The sequence below is a fragment of the Nonomuraea spiralis genome, from assembly GCF_014648435.1.
Taxonomy (GTDB): Bacteria; Actinomycetota; Actinomycetes; order Streptosporangiales; family Streptosporangiaceae; genus Nonomuraea; species Nonomuraea spiralis.
Map to the genome: position 1 here is coordinate 1 of NZ_BMRC01000003.1, position 13,895 is coordinate 13,895.

At 69.3% G+C, this 13,895-nt stretch carries 14 protein-coding genes and 1 rRNA gene; 6 read left to right on the top strand and 9 right to left on the bottom strand.

Annotated elements, in window-relative coordinates; translation table 11 throughout:
• Positions 1 to 97 (top strand): 5S ribosomal RNA (gene rrf, locus IEZ27_RS07305); the annotation flags it as partial.
• 525 nt (positions 98 to 622) lie between these two features.
• Here rrf and IEZ27_RS07310 read toward each other — a convergent pair.
• Positions 623 to 2,461 carry an outer membrane protein assembly factor BamB family protein gene (locus tag IEZ27_RS07310; RefSeq protein WP_189646540.1) on the bottom strand — a complete coding sequence of 613 codons (1,839 nt, stop codon included), beginning with the start codon at positions 2,459 to 2,461 and terminating at the stop codon, positions 623 to 625.
• Between the two features lie 14 nt (positions 2,462 to 2,475).
• Positions 2,476 to 3,825, bottom strand: a complete 1,350-nt coding sequence (locus IEZ27_RS07315) for a hypothetical protein (protein ID WP_189646541.1) — start codon at positions 3,823 to 3,825, stop codon at positions 2,476 to 2,478.
• Between the two features lie 337 nt (positions 3,826 to 4,162).
• On the opposite strand from IEZ27_RS07315, the gene IEZ27_RS07320 reads away from it, so the two are divergent.
• Positions 4,163 to 5,092 carry a serine hydrolase gene (locus IEZ27_RS07320; protein ID WP_229823589.1) on the top strand — a complete coding sequence of 310 codons (930 nt, stop codon included), beginning with the start codon at positions 4,163 to 4,165 and terminating at the stop codon, positions 5,090 to 5,092.
• On the opposite strand, the gene IEZ27_RS07325 is transcribed toward IEZ27_RS07320, so the two are convergent.
• The 5 genes from IEZ27_RS07325 to pstS are packed head-to-tail and all read right to left on the bottom strand — an operon-like array spanning position 5,061 to position 9,549.
• On the bottom strand, positions 5,061 to 5,786 hold the full coding sequence (locus tag IEZ27_RS07325) for a winged helix-turn-helix transcriptional regulator (RefSeq protein WP_125648023.1): 726 nt from the start codon (positions 5,784 to 5,786) through the stop codon (positions 5,061 to 5,063). The two genes, IEZ27_RS07320 and IEZ27_RS07325, sit on opposite strands and share 32 nt — an antisense overlap.
• Positions 5,786 to 6,562, bottom strand: coding sequence for a phosphate ABC transporter ATP-binding protein PstB (gene pstB, locus IEZ27_RS07330; RefSeq protein WP_125648025.1), 777 nt, complete (start codon positions 6,560 to 6,562; stop codon positions 5,786 to 5,788). The genes IEZ27_RS07325 and pstB overlap by 1 nt, the downstream gene beginning before the upstream one ends.
• A gap of 15 nt (positions 6,563 to 6,577) precedes the next feature.
• Positions 6,578 to 7,450, bottom strand: coding sequence for a phosphate ABC transporter permease PstA (pstA, locus tag IEZ27_RS07335; protein WP_125648028.1), 873 nt, complete (start codon positions 7,448 to 7,450; stop codon positions 6,578 to 6,580).
• On the bottom strand, positions 7,447 to 8,427 hold the full coding sequence (pstC, locus tag IEZ27_RS07340; RefSeq protein WP_125648032.1) for a phosphate ABC transporter permease subunit PstC: 981 nt from the start codon (positions 8,425 to 8,427) through the stop codon (positions 7,447 to 7,449). Before pstC ends, pstA begins: the two co-directional genes overlap by 4 nt.
• 6 nt (positions 8,428 to 8,433) lie before the next feature.
• Complete coding sequence (gene pstS, locus IEZ27_RS07345) at positions 8,434 to 9,549, bottom strand: phosphate ABC transporter substrate-binding protein PstS (RefSeq protein WP_125648035.1); 1,116 nt, start codon at positions 9,547 to 9,549, stop codon at positions 8,434 to 8,436.
• A 137-nt stretch (positions 9,550 to 9,686) separates the two neighbouring features.
• Here pstS and IEZ27_RS07350 point away from each other — a divergent pair, with 137 nt between their 5' ends.
• The 3 genes from IEZ27_RS07350 (at position 9,687) to IEZ27_RS07360 (ending at position 11,468) form a co-directional block, all read left to right on the top strand.
• Positions 9,687 to 10,160 carry a low molecular weight protein-tyrosine-phosphatase gene (locus IEZ27_RS07350; protein WP_189646542.1) on the top strand — a complete coding sequence of 158 codons (474 nt, stop codon included), beginning with the start codon at positions 9,687 to 9,689 and terminating at the stop codon, positions 10,158 to 10,160.
• Positions 10,147 to 10,932 carry a fructosamine kinase family protein gene (locus IEZ27_RS07355; protein WP_189646543.1) on the top strand — a complete coding sequence of 262 codons (786 nt, stop codon included), beginning with the start codon at positions 10,147 to 10,149 and terminating at the stop codon, positions 10,930 to 10,932. Before IEZ27_RS07350 ends, IEZ27_RS07355 begins: the two co-directional genes overlap by 14 nt.
• Before the next feature lie 164 nt (positions 10,933 to 11,096).
• Positions 11,097 to 11,468 carry an Rv3235 family protein gene (locus tag IEZ27_RS07360; protein ID WP_189646544.1) on the top strand — a complete coding sequence of 124 codons (372 nt, stop codon included), beginning with the start codon at positions 11,097 to 11,099 and terminating at the stop codon, positions 11,466 to 11,468.
• Positions 11,469 to 11,475: 7 nt separating this feature from the next.
• Here the strand turns inward: IEZ27_RS07360 and hisN are convergent, their stop codons facing one another.
• Positions 11,476 to 12,309 carry a histidinol-phosphatase gene (gene hisN / locus IEZ27_RS07365; protein WP_379478551.1) on the bottom strand — a complete coding sequence of 278 codons (834 nt, stop codon included), beginning with the start codon at positions 12,307 to 12,309 and terminating at the stop codon, positions 11,476 to 11,478.
• 45 nt (positions 12,310 to 12,354) lie between these two features.
• Here hisN and IEZ27_RS07370 point away from each other — a divergent pair, with 45 nt between their 5' ends.
• Positions 12,355 to 12,819, top strand: coding sequence for a DUF4442 domain-containing protein (locus IEZ27_RS07370; RefSeq protein ID WP_379478552.1), 465 nt, complete (start codon positions 12,355 to 12,357; stop codon positions 12,817 to 12,819).
• A gap of 9 nt (positions 12,820 to 12,828) precedes the next feature.
• On the opposite strand, the gene rsgA is transcribed toward IEZ27_RS07370, so the two are convergent.
• The gene (gene rsgA, locus IEZ27_RS07375; protein ID WP_189646939.1) at positions 12,829 to 13,863 is read right to left on the bottom strand and encodes a ribosome small subunit-dependent GTPase A; all 1,035 of its coding nucleotides are present in this window, start codon (positions 13,861 to 13,863) and stop codon (positions 12,829 to 12,831) included.
• Positions 13,864 to 13,895: the final 32 nt, after the last annotated feature.

Sequence of the window (13,895 nt, forward strand, 5' to 3'; positions counted from 1 at the left end):
GGAAACACCCGGTTACATTCCGAACCCGGAAGTTAAGCTTCTCTGCGCCGATGGTACTGCACTCGGGAGGGTGTGGGAGAGTAGGTCACCGCCGGACAATCTTTTGGGAAGGGCTCCGACTTCGGTCGGAGCCCTTTCTGCGTTTCTGGGGCATGTTGCAGGTCGTGCAGGTCGCGCTGTTGAGCGGGGTTGCGGATGCGCGCCGGCCTGAGGTGCGGCCCTGACGGCGGCTCGACGGTGGGTGGCTCGACGGTGGGTGGCTCGGGGTGTGCTGGGGCGATGGCGCCTGGGCAGGGAGCTCGTGGCTCGGGCGGGTTGCCGCCTGTGGGTTGGTGGAAGCTTCCCACAAGCTTGCAGCTGACATCGTGCCCTGCAATATGCGGCACCGTCAGGGCCTGAAGAACACGACACGCCACCGACAGCGAACTTTCCGGTGAGGCAAGAGCGCATGCATCCCCGGTCCGAAGCCCGCCCAGTTCAGCCGAGAATGCGCCCTCGCGGCTCCAACCCCGAATATCCGCCCCGCCAGGGTTCCAAGGCTGTGGACATCTGTTTCACCGGCCGAAGGGGAGACATGGGAAAGGCTCCGCGCATTGTGCGCGGAGCCTTTTTGGTTTGGGGGTTAGCGGGTGTTGACGTAGCTGATGGCGTTCTTGGTGGCTACTGAGGTCCAGGGGATGATGATTACTGCGCCGTTGCGTTCGAAGACGCGGGCCTTTTCGGCCTCGGTGCCGTACTTCTGGGGGAGGGTGGCCAGTTCGGTTGCCTTGCCGGTGGTGGCGTCCAGGCGGATGAGGCGGGGGGCCAGGTCACGGCGGTCGCCGGTTTCCACGGCAAGCAGGCCCTGGTCGTCGGCGCGTACGTAGGTGAGGATCGTGTCGTGGGTGTCGGACGATTCCCACAGTTGTTTGCCGGTCTTCAGGTCGTAGGCCAGGGCCTTGTTGCTGGAACGCATTTGCTGCGGCACGTTCTGCGGGAACGAGGCGAGGTAGAGGCGGTCGCCGTGGATGACGTACCGGTGTTGTTCGAACATGCCGGTCACGAAGGCCACGGTGTTCATGGCGAGCATGTCTATCTCGGGGGTCTTGAATTCGGTGACCTTGGTGGCGGTGTCCGAGTAGACGGTGAAGCTGTTCTGGCCGCCGGACTCGTTCTGGACTATCGCGGGGTCGGCGGACAGGAGGCTGCTCATGAGGCCCAGGTCGCCGACGGGGGCCTGCTTGGTGACCTTGCCGGTCTTCGGGTCGATGAACTGGAGGCGGGTGCCGCCCCTGAACGTGCAGTCGAGGATGGCCGCGACGCGGGTGGGGGAGGCGCTGATGTCCTTCAGGTGGCAGCCGTCGTCCCGGGAGGCGGTCGCGCTCCACACTTTGCGGCCGTCGGAGAGGCGGTAGGCGGTCACCGTGTCGCTCAGCTCGACGATGGCCACGCCGTCGGAGCTCATGATGCGGGGGACGGTGAGGGAGTTCGAGAGGCGGGACTTCTCGGCGGGGATCTTGATTTTCCAGATGAGTTTGCCGGTGGCCGTGTCGACGCCGGCCAAGTGGTCGCACAGGGTGTTGCTGCCGTACGCGACGGCGGCCTTGCCCTGCGACAACTCCGGGGTGGCGCCGCAGAGCTGGGCTCCCGGCGCAGGGACGCCCCAGGCACGTTTTCCGGATCCGAGGTCGTAGGCCAGGACGCCGTCCTTCTGGGCGCGGATGACGACCTTGTCGGTCAGCCAGCTGCCGAAGGCCAGGCCGGTGGTGAAGTCCGAGCTGCCGGCGTTCGCGAGAGGGACGGCCCATTCGTCCGCTCCGGCGCCCGTGTCGTCGCCGGAACCGGTGCCGTCGGCGCCGGTGGTCGTTCCGGTTGTGGCGACGAACCAGGCGGTTCCCGTGCTGACGGAGAGGAGTACGACGGCCGCGCCGGTTGCGAGCAGGGCGGTCTTCCACTTCGGGCGGCTCTGGTGCGGTTGTGCGGGCGCGGGGGAACCGCCGTACGGGGTGTCGGGGTGGTGCGGTGGTTGTCCGTATGGCGGCGGTGGGTTGCCGAAGGTGGGGGTGTTCGGGGGGTATGTGGGTGGCGGTGCCGGTTGCGGGGGATAGGTGGCCGGGCCTGCTGCGGCTGAGGGGGAGAGGTAGGGGGTGGCGCCTGCGGCCGTGGGAGGCGGCGGGTAGGGGTTGGGGGCCGTGTTCCCCGGAGGGTAGGCGGCGGGGTCCTGGCCGGGCGGGTAGGCGGCGGGGCCCGAAGGCGGGTAGGCGCTGGGGCCCGAAGGTGGGTAGGCGGCAGGGCCTGAAGGTGGGTAGGTCGCTGGGCCCGGGGATGAGGGGTAGGTCGCCGGGCCTGAGGGGGGATAGGCCGCGGGGCCTGGCGGTGGGTAGGGCGCGGCTGAGGGGGGTGGGTAGGTGGCCGGGCCTGGCGCGGGTGGGTAGGCGGGTTGGCCGTACGGGTTGGGTGGGGTTTGGGAGTGGTCGGTCATTGTTGGTTCCCCGTTCAGGCCAGCTGCCGGCGGACGTACGACGCCCACTGCCGTTCGAAGTCCGCCTTGGTCACGCCCAGTTCCTTGAACAGCGCAGCCTCGCTGTCGTCGCCCTTGCCCCGGTAGGTCGCGACCACCGCGCTGGTCAGCTTCTTGTCGCCGTACCGCTGGGCTATGTAGCGCATGGCCAGGTGTCCCATCAGGTAGTTCACGCTCGTCATGCCCTTGAAGTCCCAGAACGTGTTGTCGGGGAGGCGGCCGCTGAAGGGCGCGGCGAGGCGGCCGGCCAGGTAGGCGCGGCCTTCCTGGTAGCGGACGTTCCGGTTGATCGGGACGCCGCGGTTGGCGGCGTACTCGGCGAAGCCCTCGATGACCCAGTTCGGCTTGCCGAACAGGGAGAACTCGGCGCTGTCGAGGCCGGCGAGGAGGGAGTGGGCCAGCTCGTGCGTGCTGATCTCCTGGATGCCCGCCGAGGAGCGGAAGAAGGAGGTGGTGGTGTCCATGACCACGCGGGTGCCGCCGATCTTCACGTCGTCGCCCAGCGAGGCCCAGGCGGGCATCGGGATGGACACGCCCGCTTCGTGCGCCTTCTCCTTGCGGAACAGGTTGCCGAGCTGGCTCTGTCCCTTCACCAGCGCGACCACGAACCCGGCCGGTACGGGCGCCGCCGGGTCGCCGTTGCGCTTCCAGAAGTCCAGGTTCTTCTTGGCCGCCCCGGCGACCACCGGGGCGATACGCCTGGCCAGCGCGGCGTCCTGGGGGTGGGCCAGGACGACGCTGGCGCCCGCGCGGGCCACGGTGATGTCCGGCCAGATGTCCCACGGGCCCGGGTAGTACATGGACTTGGAGCTGCCGCTCAGCATGGGTGGCGGCGCGCCGTCCACCTTGGTGACGACCAGCGGCGCGCTCGCGGACGCCTTCTCCAGCGTCCAGCGGTACCACTCGGAGACCGGCCGCAGGTCGATGCCGGCGAACCGGTGAACGAACGCGACATCCTGCGTGAACTTCACGGCTCGTCCGAAGCTGTCCTCGGCGCGGCCCTCGCGGTGCAGCACCCGGTACGACACCTCGCTGAGCGGCACCTTGCGCAGGTTCGCGAAGACCTTGCGCTGGTCGCGGATGAGCGTCGTGTTGCCCTTGTCGAAGATGGAGGTGAACGCGTCGACGTTCCCGCTGCTCAGTGCCTTGCCGTGGGAGTCGACCAGCTTGTTGATCTCCTCGTCGGTGACGACCACGGCGTTCGGGTCGCTCTTGCCCGACGCCTCCTGGCGGCGCAGCGGGTCCTGGACGCCGATACGGCCCCGCAGGACGAGACCCACTCCCGCGCCCACGGCGATCGCCACCACGAGCGAGACGACGCCCATGGTCAGCCAGAAGCCGGTCCGGCGCCTGGGAGGGAGCGGAGGAGGAGGAAGAGGAGGTGGTGGAGCTGATTGAGGTGGTGGGGGCGGCGGCATGGCTTGCCATGGTTGCTGCCCTTGCGGGTGGAACTGCGGGTGGAACTGCGGATGCTGCTGCGGATAACTCGGCCCCGTTGTCACTTTCGCCCCGATAGTGCTGGGAAACCCCGAAAGAGGGGAATCGTATCAGCGGTCACTTCGCTTACCATCGGGCGGGTGCCCGTGCCGTAGGAGAAGCTGGCGAAAATGATTTCCAGCAACTTCTAGCGGGTTGTCACCTTTTTTCGTGATAATGCACCGCATGATCGCGGGCGGCGTACGCACGCTTCCACGGCTGGTCATCGCGCTCGCCCTCCTGATGCCACCGTTCGTCCCGGAAAAGACCTCAGCAGAGCCGCGGGCACGCCCGCAGGCGGCGACTCCCGTGCGGGTGCTGCGGTACACACACCCGGCCGCGCCGGTCGAGACCGGGCGGGTGACGAAGCGGCGGCCCGTACCGGCGAAGCAGATCAGCGAGCGGCTCGACCGCTTCCTGGCGGGCCGGCCGGGGCCGGTCTCGGCCATGGTCGAGGACCTGACCACCGGGCGGGTCTACCGCTACCATCCGGGCGAACGGCTGATCACGGCCAGTACGGCCAAGGTCCAGATCCTCATGGGACTGCTGCTCAGGACCCCGTGGCGCAGGCTTCCCGGGCCTGTCAGGCACGACGCCGATCTCATGATCCGCCACAGCGACAACCACGCGGCCGACCGCCTCTGGTCGCGGATCGGAGGCGCGGCGGGCTTCACCGAGGCCGGCCGGAGGTTCGGGCTCAGGCACACTCAGGGCGTCCCGGGGGACTGCGTCGACCTCTATTGCTGGGGCATCACCAGAACGTCCGTGGAGGACCAGGTTCGCCTGATGAGGGGACTGGTGTCCGGGAAGAGCCCGTTGGCGGCGAAGGAGCGCGCGCAGGCGCTCAGGCTGATGGGCGCGGTCGCCGGCGACCAGGACTGGGGCGTCTCCGCCGCGGCCTGCGAGGGCGAGCGCGTGCACCTGAAGAACGGCTGGCTACGGCGCGTGTCCACCAAGCGCTGGGCCACGGTCAGCGTGGGGCTGATCCGGGGCCACGGCCACGACTACGCCGTGGCCGTCCTCACCGAGGGCAGCATCGACGTGCGGTACGGCATCGCGACCGTCGAGGGCGTCGCCGAGCGTGTCATGCGGAGCTTCCGGAGGTGCTCGGGGTGACCAGCCGGTAGCCGACGCCGCGTACGGTCTGGATGAGCTGGTCGTCGTTGTCGCCCAGCCGCGCCCGCAGCCGTTTGACGTGCACCGCGATGGTGTTCGTCGAGGTGGTCGCGGCGGCGTTCCACACGTGCCGCATGATCTGCTCGCGGGTGACCGTACGGTCGGCGTTGCGCATGAGGTACTGCAGCAGCTCGAACTCGCGCAGCGGCAGATGTACCGCGCGGCCTTCGACGCGCACCTGGTACGCCTGGACGTCCAGTTCGACGCCGCCGACGGCCAGCACCTTGCGGGTCTCGGGGGAGGCCGCCTGGATGAAGGGCAGCAGTTCCGGCACCCGGTACGGCCGGGCCACGCAGGCCGCCGCCCCCGCGGCGAGTGCGCGTACGGCCTGCTCGGCGTTCCCCTCGCCGACGCCGAGCAGGACCGGTACGGCTCGCGCGAGCCGTACCGCACGGACGAAGTCGACCGCGTCGATGACGGGGAGCGTGGCCGACACGAGCACCACGTCCGGCTGCAGCGCCCCCGCCTGCAGCAGCCCTTGGGCGCCGTCCGGCGCGCCGGTGACGGCCACGCCCTCACGTTCCAGCGCCGTGGCCAGGTCATCGACCACGGCGTCGTCGGGGTCGGCGATGAGCAGTACGGGCTTGGTCCTCGTGTCCCCGTTCATCGTGGATGCCGCCTGCTGTGGGGTCATCAGCCGAAGCGTCCCGTGATGTAGTCCTCGGTCGCCTTCTCTGACGGGTTGGTGAACATGCGGGAGGTGTCGTCCATCTCGATGACCTTGCCGGGCTTGCCCTGCGCGGCCAGGTTGAAGAACGCGGTCCGGTCGCTGACCCGGGCGGCCTGCTGCATGTTGTGGGTGACGATCACGATCGTGAACTCTTCCTTGAGCTGGGCCATCAGGTCCTCGATGGCCAGCGTCGAGATCGGGTCGAGTGCCGAGCACGGCTCGTCCATGAGCAGGACCTGCGGCTTGACCGCGATGGCGCGGGCGATGCAGAGGCGCTGCTGCTGACCGCCGGACAGGCCGGCGCCGGGCTTGTTCAGCCGGTCCTTGACCTCGTTCCAGAGGTTGGCGCCCTTCAGCGAGTCCTCCACGATGCCGTCGAGCGTGGACCTGCCGATCCGGCCGTTGAGGCGGAGCCCGGCGGCCACGTTCTCGTAGATCGACATCGTGGGGAACGGGTTGGGGCGCTGGAAGACCATGCCGACCATCCGGCGGACCGAGACGGGTTCGACGGTGGGGGCGTACAGGTCCTCGCCGTCGAGCAGGACCTTGCCCTCGACGCGGGCGCCGGGGATCACCTCGTGCATACGGTTGAGCGTGCGCAGGAACGTCGACTTGCCGCACCCGGACGGGCCGATGAACGCGGTGATCGAGCGCGGCTCGATGGTCATCGACACGTCCTCGATCGCCTTGTGCGATCCGTAGTACGCGTCGAGGCCCGAGATCTGGATCTGCTTGGACATTGTGGCGGTTACCCCCTATCGGCCCCTGGCGGGCCTGCGCCACCAGGCGATCAGGCGCGCCACCAGGTTGAGCAGCATGACGATCAGGATCAGCGTGAGGGCTCCGGCCCAGGCGCGGTCGATGGCGGTGTCGTTGGGACGGGCCGCCTGGTCGAAGACGAAGAGGGGAAGGCCCATCTGCGGCCCGCTGAACGGATCGTTGTTGATGGAGTCGGTGAAGAACACCGTCAGCAGCAGCGGCGCGGTCTCGCCGGCCACTCGCGCGACGGCCAGCATGACGCCGGTGACGATGCCGGTGAACGCGGTCGGCAGCACGACCTTGAGGATCGTGCGCCACTTGGCCACGCCCAGCGCGTACGAGGCTTCGCGCAGGTCGTTGGGCACCAGCCGGAGCATCTCCTCGGCCGATCTGACCACGGTCGGCATCATCAGGATCGACAGCGCGAGCGCGCCGGCGAAGCCGGAGAACGGGTTGCCCAGGAAGAGCACCCAGAAGGCGAGGATGAACAGGCCGGAAACGACGGAAGGGACGCCGGTCATGACGTCCACGAAGAAGCTGATGGCCCGGCTCAGGCGGCCGCCGTTGCCGTACTCGACCAGGTAGATGGCGGTGAACAGGCCGATCGGGACCGAGATGAGCGAGGCCAGCAGGACCTGTTCCAAGGTGCCGATGATGGCGTGGTACGCGCCGCCGCCGACGTCGCGGGCGCCGATGTTCCGCATCGAGTGGGTGAGGAACTCCAGGTCGAAGCGGGCCAGGCCGTTCGAGATCACCAGCCACAACACCGAGATGAGCGGTACGACGGCCAGCGCGAACGCCAGATAGACCAGCCCCTGGACGAACCTGTCCTTGATCCGGCGGCCGGTCGAGATGTGCTGGATGGTCATGCCCCTACCGCCCTGAACTCCTTGCGCCGGTTGATCACCATACGAGCGCCCATGTTGACCAGCAGCGTGATCACGAACAGCACCAGACCGGAGGCGATCAGCGCGCCCCGGCCGACCTGCGTGGCCTCGCCGAAGCCGTTGGCGATGTTGGCCGCGATGCTGTTGGCGTGCGGGGTGAGGATCTCGAAGCTGAGGTCGAAGGTGGCGGGGAAGATCAGCGCGACCGCGATGGTCTCGCCCATCGCGCGGCCGAGGCCGAGCATGGCGGCGCTGATGACGCCGGGACGGCCGAACGGCAACACGGCCATCCTGATCATCTCCCAGCGGGTGGCGCCGAGCGCCAGGGCCGCCTCCTCGTTCATCTTCGGGGCCTGGAGGAAGACCTCGCGTGAGATGGCCGCGATGATCGGCAGGATCATGATCGCCAGGACGATGCCGCCGGCCAGCATGGTCTTGCCGCCGATGGCCCCCTCGCCGGAGAACAGCGGGAACCAGCCGAGGTTCTCGTTGAGCCACTGCGACGGCGTGCGCAGCAGCGGCACCAGGAACGTCACGCCCCACAGGCCGTAGACGACGCTGGGCACGGCGGCCAGCAGGTCGACCAGGTAGCCGAGCGGCCCGGCCAGGCGGCGGGGCGCGTAGTGGGAGATGAACAGCGCCACGCCGACCGCGATGGGGGTCGCGATGACCAGCGCGATCGTCGAGCTGAGGACGGTGCCGAACGCCAGCGCGCCGATGCCGAACACCTGGCTGCCGTTGGGCTCCCAGATCAGGTCGGTGAAGAAGTTGCCCTTGTTCGCCTGCAGGGCCGGCACGGCCTCGCTGATGAGGAACACGGCGATGGCCGCCATGATCGCCAGCAGCAGGACGCCGGCACCGGTGGAGACGAACTTGAAGGGGCCTTCACCATGGCTGCGCCGCGAGGCGGACCGGCCCGTGGCCGGCCCGCCCCCACGGGTACGAACGTTGGTCGTCATCTGCTGCTAGGAGATCGCGCCGACGGCGGTGCGGACCTTGGTGAGCAGCTCGCCCGCGAGCGGGGCGTAGCCGAGGTCCTTCAGCGCGGCCTGGCCCTCGTCGCTGGAGGTGTAGGTGAGGAACTCCTTGACGAGCTTGGCCTGCTCGGGCGCGAGGCCCTTCTCGCAGGTGATCTCGTACGTCACCAGCACGATCGGGTACGCGCCCGCCGTCTTGGTGGCGTAGTCGATGCTCAGCTTGAGGTCGTTGCCGGTGCCGGTGATCTCGGCGGTCTCGACCGTCTTGGCCGCGCTGTCGGCGGTCAGCTCGACGAACTCGCCCGCGCCGTTGGCGACCTTGGCCTTGCTGAGCTGGGAGTTCTCGGCGTAGGAGAGCTCGACGTAGCCGATGGAGCCCTCGGTGCTCTTGACGCTGGCCGCGACCTGGTCGGAGCCCTTGGCGCCCTGACCCTTGGCCTCGGCGGGCCACGCCTTGGCGGGCTCGTACGGCCAGCCGGCGGTCGCCTTGAGGAACTTGGTGAAGTTGTCGCTGGTGCCCGACTCGTCCGAGCGGTGGAAGGCCGAGATCGGGGTGGACGGGAGCTTGGCGTCGGGGTTGTCGGCCTTGATGGCCGCGTCGTCCCACTTGGTGATCTTGCTGTCGAAGATGCCGCCGATGGTCTTGGGCGACAGCTGCAGACCGTCCACGCCGGGGACGTTGTAGACGACCGCGACCGGGCCGGTCACCATCGGGATGTTGATGGCCTTGCCGGTCTTGCACCGGGCGTCGGCCTGGGCGGGCTCGCCCTTGTCGTCCTTGAGTGCGGAGTCCGAACCCGCGAAGTCGACCGTGCCCGCGATGAACGACTGCACACCGGCACCCGAACCGCTCGGCTGGTAGTTCAGGCTGACGCCCGAGTTCTTGGCCTGGAAGTCCTTCTTCCACTGGTCGATCGCGTTGGCCTGGGCCGACGAACCGGCGGCGTTGAGCGTGCCGCTCAGGCCGTTGTCGTTGCCCGCGGCGGGAGCGCTGGCAGAGGTGGTGCTGTTCGTGCCCCCGGAGCTGTTGTCGTCTGTGCCGCACGCAGCGAGCGAGAGCGCGCCGACGACGGCGACGGCGGCGAGCCGGCCTGCATACTTCACGGTTGGGTTCCCCTCACTTGGTCCTTAGTCGTCCATGAAGTTATGCAGGCAAAGTGACTCAGACCCCCCAACAAGGGTGAACGTTCGGTGAACGCGCCTGGTCATCTCCATCAATTTGACCAGCGAAGATGGGATACATGAGCTATCGCGTGTGTCTCGTGTGCATGGGCAACATCTGCCGGTCGCCGATGGCGGAAGTGGTGCTCCGCCGGACCCTGGAGGAGCGCGGGCTCGGCGGCCGGGTCGTCGTCGAGAGCGCGGGCACCGGCGGCTGGCACGCCGGCGACCCGATGGACGAGCGGGCGCTCGGCACCCTGGCCGAGCACGGCTACGACGGCGCCGCCCACCGCGCCAGGCAGTTCACCGAGGACTGGTTCGACCGCTACGACCTGGTGCTGGCCATGGACCGCGACAACGTGGCCAACCTGCGCCGCCTGGCGCCCACCGGAGTGGAGGTGCGGCTGTTCCGCTCGTTCGACCCCGGCGCGCCGGACGGCGCCGAGGTGCCCGACCCCTATTACGGCGGTCGTGAGGGCTTCGAGGAGGTGCTGACCATGCTGGAGACGGCCTCGGAGGGCGTGGCCAAGCACATCGCCGATGAGATCGGCTGAGGACCTCGGCTCCTCCCACGGCTGGCGGCTGCAGCGTGGCGTGCTGGAGGACGGGCGGCAGGTGTTCGCCAAGACCGGTGCGGCCTCCGACGTGTTCGCCTCCGAGGCCGCGGGGCTGAGGTGGCTGGGCGAGGCGATCAGCGTGCCCGAGGTGGTGGAGGTCGGCCCGGACCGGCTGGTGTTGTCGTGGGTGCCGGAGGAGCCGCCCACCGCCGGGGCGGCCGACCGGTTCGGCGCGGACCTGGCCCGCCTGCACCGCGCGGGGGCGGCCGGGTTCGGCGCGCCCTGGCCGGGGTTCATCGCCGACCTGCCCATGGACAACTCGCCCGCCGGCGACTGGCCGGACTTCTACGCGACCCGGCGGCTGTTGCCGTTCCTGCGCCGGGCGCGGCTGCCCGCCCGGGACGTGGCGCTGGTGGAGCGGGCCGTCGAACGTCTTCCCGAGGTGTCCGGGCCGCCCGAGCCGCCCGCCCGCATCCATGGGGATCTGTGGAGCGGGAACGTGTTGTGGTCCGGGGGCACGGGGGTGCTCGTCGATCCGGCGGCCCATGGCGGTCATCGGGAGACGGATCTGGCCATGCTGGCCCTGTTCGGGCTGCCGTACCTGGATCGGGTGATGCGGGCGTACGAGGAGGAGTGTCCGCTCGCGCCGGGGTGGCGGGAGCGGGTTCCGCTGCACCAATTGCATCCGCTGCTGGTGCACGTGGTCCTGTACGGCGGTTCCTACCGGGACGCGCTGATGAATGCGGTCACACGGGTGTTGTCGCTCTGAACAACCGATATGAAAAAAGGGGATCCAGCTCCGGGACGCCTTTCTCCGCCCATGGGGACGAAATTGGACAAGGGTCGGGTAAAGTTGGCGGATTTCGTATCCGGCGGCCCGGCCCGAAAACTCATTAAGGCGTTTCTTTCTTCCCCCGAGAAATTGGAGGGCGCATGCCGGACGAGCCCACGCACGGCGCGCTGGCCCTGACCCCGCTGGTCTGGGGACCGGCCGGAGCCAGGCCCGACGAGCGCAGACTACGCCAGCTCGGGCAGGCGCTGGCCGAGGTGCTGACCGGCCGCCGGCCGCCGGAGTCGGTGGCCGACCGGCTCACCGCCCGAGCCTATCGGGATCTCGTCAGGGCCGGGCGGATGATTGTCGCCGAACGCCCGCCGTTCGTCGGGAGCCCGCACGTCAAGGAACCGCGGGATGGGGCCGTGGAAATGTGCGTGCTGGTGCATTGCGGCGAGCGCAGTCACGTTCTGGCCGTACGCCTGGAGCGGCACGGCCTTCAGTGGTTGTGCACCGATTTCGAGACGGCGTGAACCGGCTCTAGGAGATGATCGTGGTGCCGTTGAGGCGGTTCAGGACGTCGTCGTGCAGGGCGCCGTTCGTGCAGACCAGGCTGCCGCCCTCCAGACCGCGTACGCCCGCGAGGTCGGTCCAGACGCCGCCGGCCTCCTCGACGATCACGGTGAGGGCCGCCATGTCCCACGGTGACAACTCCGGCTCGGCGGACACGTCGACCGACCCCTCGGCGACCATCATGTGCGACCAGAAGTCCCCGTACGCGCGGGTGCGCCAGCAGGCACGGCCGAGGTCGAGGAAGTTGTCCAGCTTGCCGAGCTTGTCCCAGCCGCCGAAGCTGGAGTAGGAGAAGGAGGCGTCCTCCAGCCTGGTGACCGAGGAGACGTTCATCCGGGTTGCCTTCGTCAGGTTCCGGCCCGTCCACGCGCCGCCGTCGGCCGCCGCCCACCAGCGCCGGCCGAGGGCGGGGGCCGACACCAGGCCGACGACGACCTTGCCGTACTCCATGAGGGCGATCAGCGTGGCCCACACGGGGACGCCGCGCACGTAGTTCTTGGTGCCGTCGATGGGATCGATGATCCACGAGCGGGCTCCCCAGCCCGTCTTGCCGAACTCCTCGCCCACCACGGCGTCGCGCGGCCGGGCCCGGCGCAGCGTGCCGCGGATGGCCTCCTCGACGGTGCGGTCGGCGTCGCTGACGGGCGTGAGGTCGGGCTTGGTCTCGACCTTGAGGTCGACCGCCTTGAACCGCCGCATGGTCAGGTCGTCGGCGGCGTCGGCCATGACGTGAGCGAGGCGTAGATCGTCGTTGTAACCCTGCACGATCGCCCACGCTACCGCGTCAGGCCCGCCGAACATCAGTCACCAACACCTGTTTTCTGGTAACTCCCCTTTCACCTACTGATGAGTAACATGTCTCCTATGTCCTTTGATGTAGGTGCCTTGCTTCTCGAAACCGTTCCCTTCGCCCGTACGTTGGGGATCGTGTTCGACTCGGTCGAGGACGGCCGGGCGGAATGCCGGTTGCCGGACCGGCCCGAGCTGCACAACCACGTGGGCGGGCCGCACGCGGGCACGCTGTTCACGCTGGCCGAGTCCGCGTCGGGGGCGGCGGTGTTGTCGAGGTTCGGGGATCAGCTCAGCCGCTGTGTGCCGCTGCCGACCACGGCGACGATCGAGTTCCGGAAGGTGGCCCTGGGGGAGGTGCGGGCCGAGGCGCGGGTGGCCGCCTCCAGGGAGGAGGTCGTCGGCAAGCTGGACGCGGGGGAGCGGCCGGTCTTCGACGTGGTGGTCGACGTCCTGGACGCGGCCGGCACGCAGGTCTCCACCCTGACCGTCACCTGGACCCTGCGCCCCAACCGCCCCTGAGCCAGGGGATCAGGCGGGCGGCTCGTCGGGGGCGCCCTCGCGGCTGGCCAGCAGGCGGCGCAGGGACTCAAGGCGGGCCGCGTCGGCGTGGCCCGCGGCCGCCCAGGCGTCGAGCGCGCAGCCCTCGCCCAGGTGGGTGCAGCCCTTGGGGCAGGTGACCGTGCCCTCGACCAGGTCGGGGAAGGCGGCCAGCACGGTCTCGACCGACACGTGGGCCAGGCCGAAGCTGCGCACCCCCGGCGTGTCGATGATCCAGCCGCCCTCGGGCAGCTCAAGGGCGACGGCCGAGGTGGAGGTGTGCCGCCCGCGGCCGGTGACGGCGTTGACGTGCGAGACCGCCCGGTTGGCGTCGGGGACCAGAGCGTTGACCAGGGTGGACTTGCCCACGCCCGAATGGCCCACGAGCACGCTGATGCGGCCGGCCAGGTGGTCGCGCAGCTCGTCGAGCGAGCCGCCCTTGTGGACGACGATGTGGGACACGCCCAGCGGTTCGTACAGGGCCACCAGCTCGTCGGGCGGGGCGAGGTCGGACTTGGTGAGGCAGAGCAGGGTGTCGATCTCGGCGTCGAACGCCGCCACCAGGATCCGGTCGATCATCCGGGGCCGCGGCGGCGGGTCGGCCAGCGCGGTGACGATCACGAGCTGGTCGGCGTTGGCCACGACCGGACGCTCGATGCCGTCGGTGTCGTCGGTGTCGTCGGCCGAGCGGCGCAACATCGAGGTGCGCGGCTCCACCCGGACCACCCTGGCCAGGGTGTCGGGGCGGCCCGACACGTCGCCGACCAGGGCCACCCGGTCGCCGACCACGATGCCCTTGCGGCCCAGCTCGCGGGCCTTCATGGCGACCACGAGCCGGCGTTGTTGTTGCTGCTTGCGCTTGTGGCCGCGTTCGGGCTCGACCAGGGTCGTGTAGCGGCCCCGGTCGACGGCCACCACGAAGCCTTCGACGGCGTCCTCGTGCGCGGGACGGATGCGGGTGCGCGGGCGCGAGCCCTTGCCCGGCCTGACCCGTACGTCGTCCTCGTCGTACTGCCGCTTGCTCAGCGGTCCGCTCCCATACGCTCGCCCTCTCTCAT

What these genes read in the sequence shown, in the direction of transcription:
- pstA (WP_125648028.1), bottom strand. Translation starts at nt 7,450, where the DNA reads ATGACCATCCAGCACATCTCGACCGGCCGCCGGATCAAGGACAGGTTC.
- hisN (WP_379478551.1), bottom strand. Translation starts at nt 12,309, where the DNA reads ATGTTCGGCGGGCCTGACGCGGTAGCGTGGGCGATCGTGCAGGGTTAC.
- pstB (WP_125648025.1), bottom strand. Translation starts at nt 6,562, where the DNA reads ATGTCCAAGCAGATCCAGATCTCGGGCCTCGACGCGTACTACGGATCG.
- IEZ27_RS07370 (WP_379478552.1), top strand. Translation starts at nt 12,355, where the DNA reads ATGAGTAACATGTCTCCTATGTCCTTTGATGTAGGTGCCTTGCTTCTC.
- IEZ27_RS07360 (WP_189646544.1), top strand. Translation starts at nt 11,097, where the DNA reads ATGCCGGACGAGCCCACGCACGGCGCGCTGGCCCTGACCCCGCTGGTC.
- IEZ27_RS07320 (WP_229823589.1), top strand. Translation starts at nt 4,163, where the DNA reads ATGATCGCGGGCGGCGTACGCACGCTTCCACGGCTGGTCATCGCGCTC.
- IEZ27_RS07315 (WP_189646541.1), bottom strand. Translation starts at nt 3,825, where the DNA reads ATGGGCGTCGTCTCGCTCGTGGTGGCGATCGCCGTGGGCGCGGGAGTG.
- IEZ27_RS07310 (WP_189646540.1), bottom strand. Translation starts at nt 2,461, where the DNA reads ATGACCGACCACTCCCAAACCCCACCCAACCCGTACGGCCAACCCGCC.
- pstC (WP_125648032.1), bottom strand. Translation starts at nt 8,427, where the DNA reads ATGACGACCAACGTTCGTACCCGTGGGGGCGGGCCGGCCACGGGCCGG.
- IEZ27_RS07325 (WP_125648023.1), bottom strand. Translation starts at nt 5,786, where the DNA reads ATGACCCCACAGCAGGCGGCATCCACGATGAACGGGGACACGAGGACC.
- IEZ27_RS07355 (WP_189646543.1), top strand. Translation starts at nt 10,147, where the DNA reads ATGAGATCGGCTGAGGACCTCGGCTCCTCCCACGGCTGGCGGCTGCAG.
- IEZ27_RS07350 (WP_189646542.1), top strand. Translation starts at nt 9,687, where the DNA reads ATGAGCTATCGCGTGTGTCTCGTGTGCATGGGCAACATCTGCCGGTCG.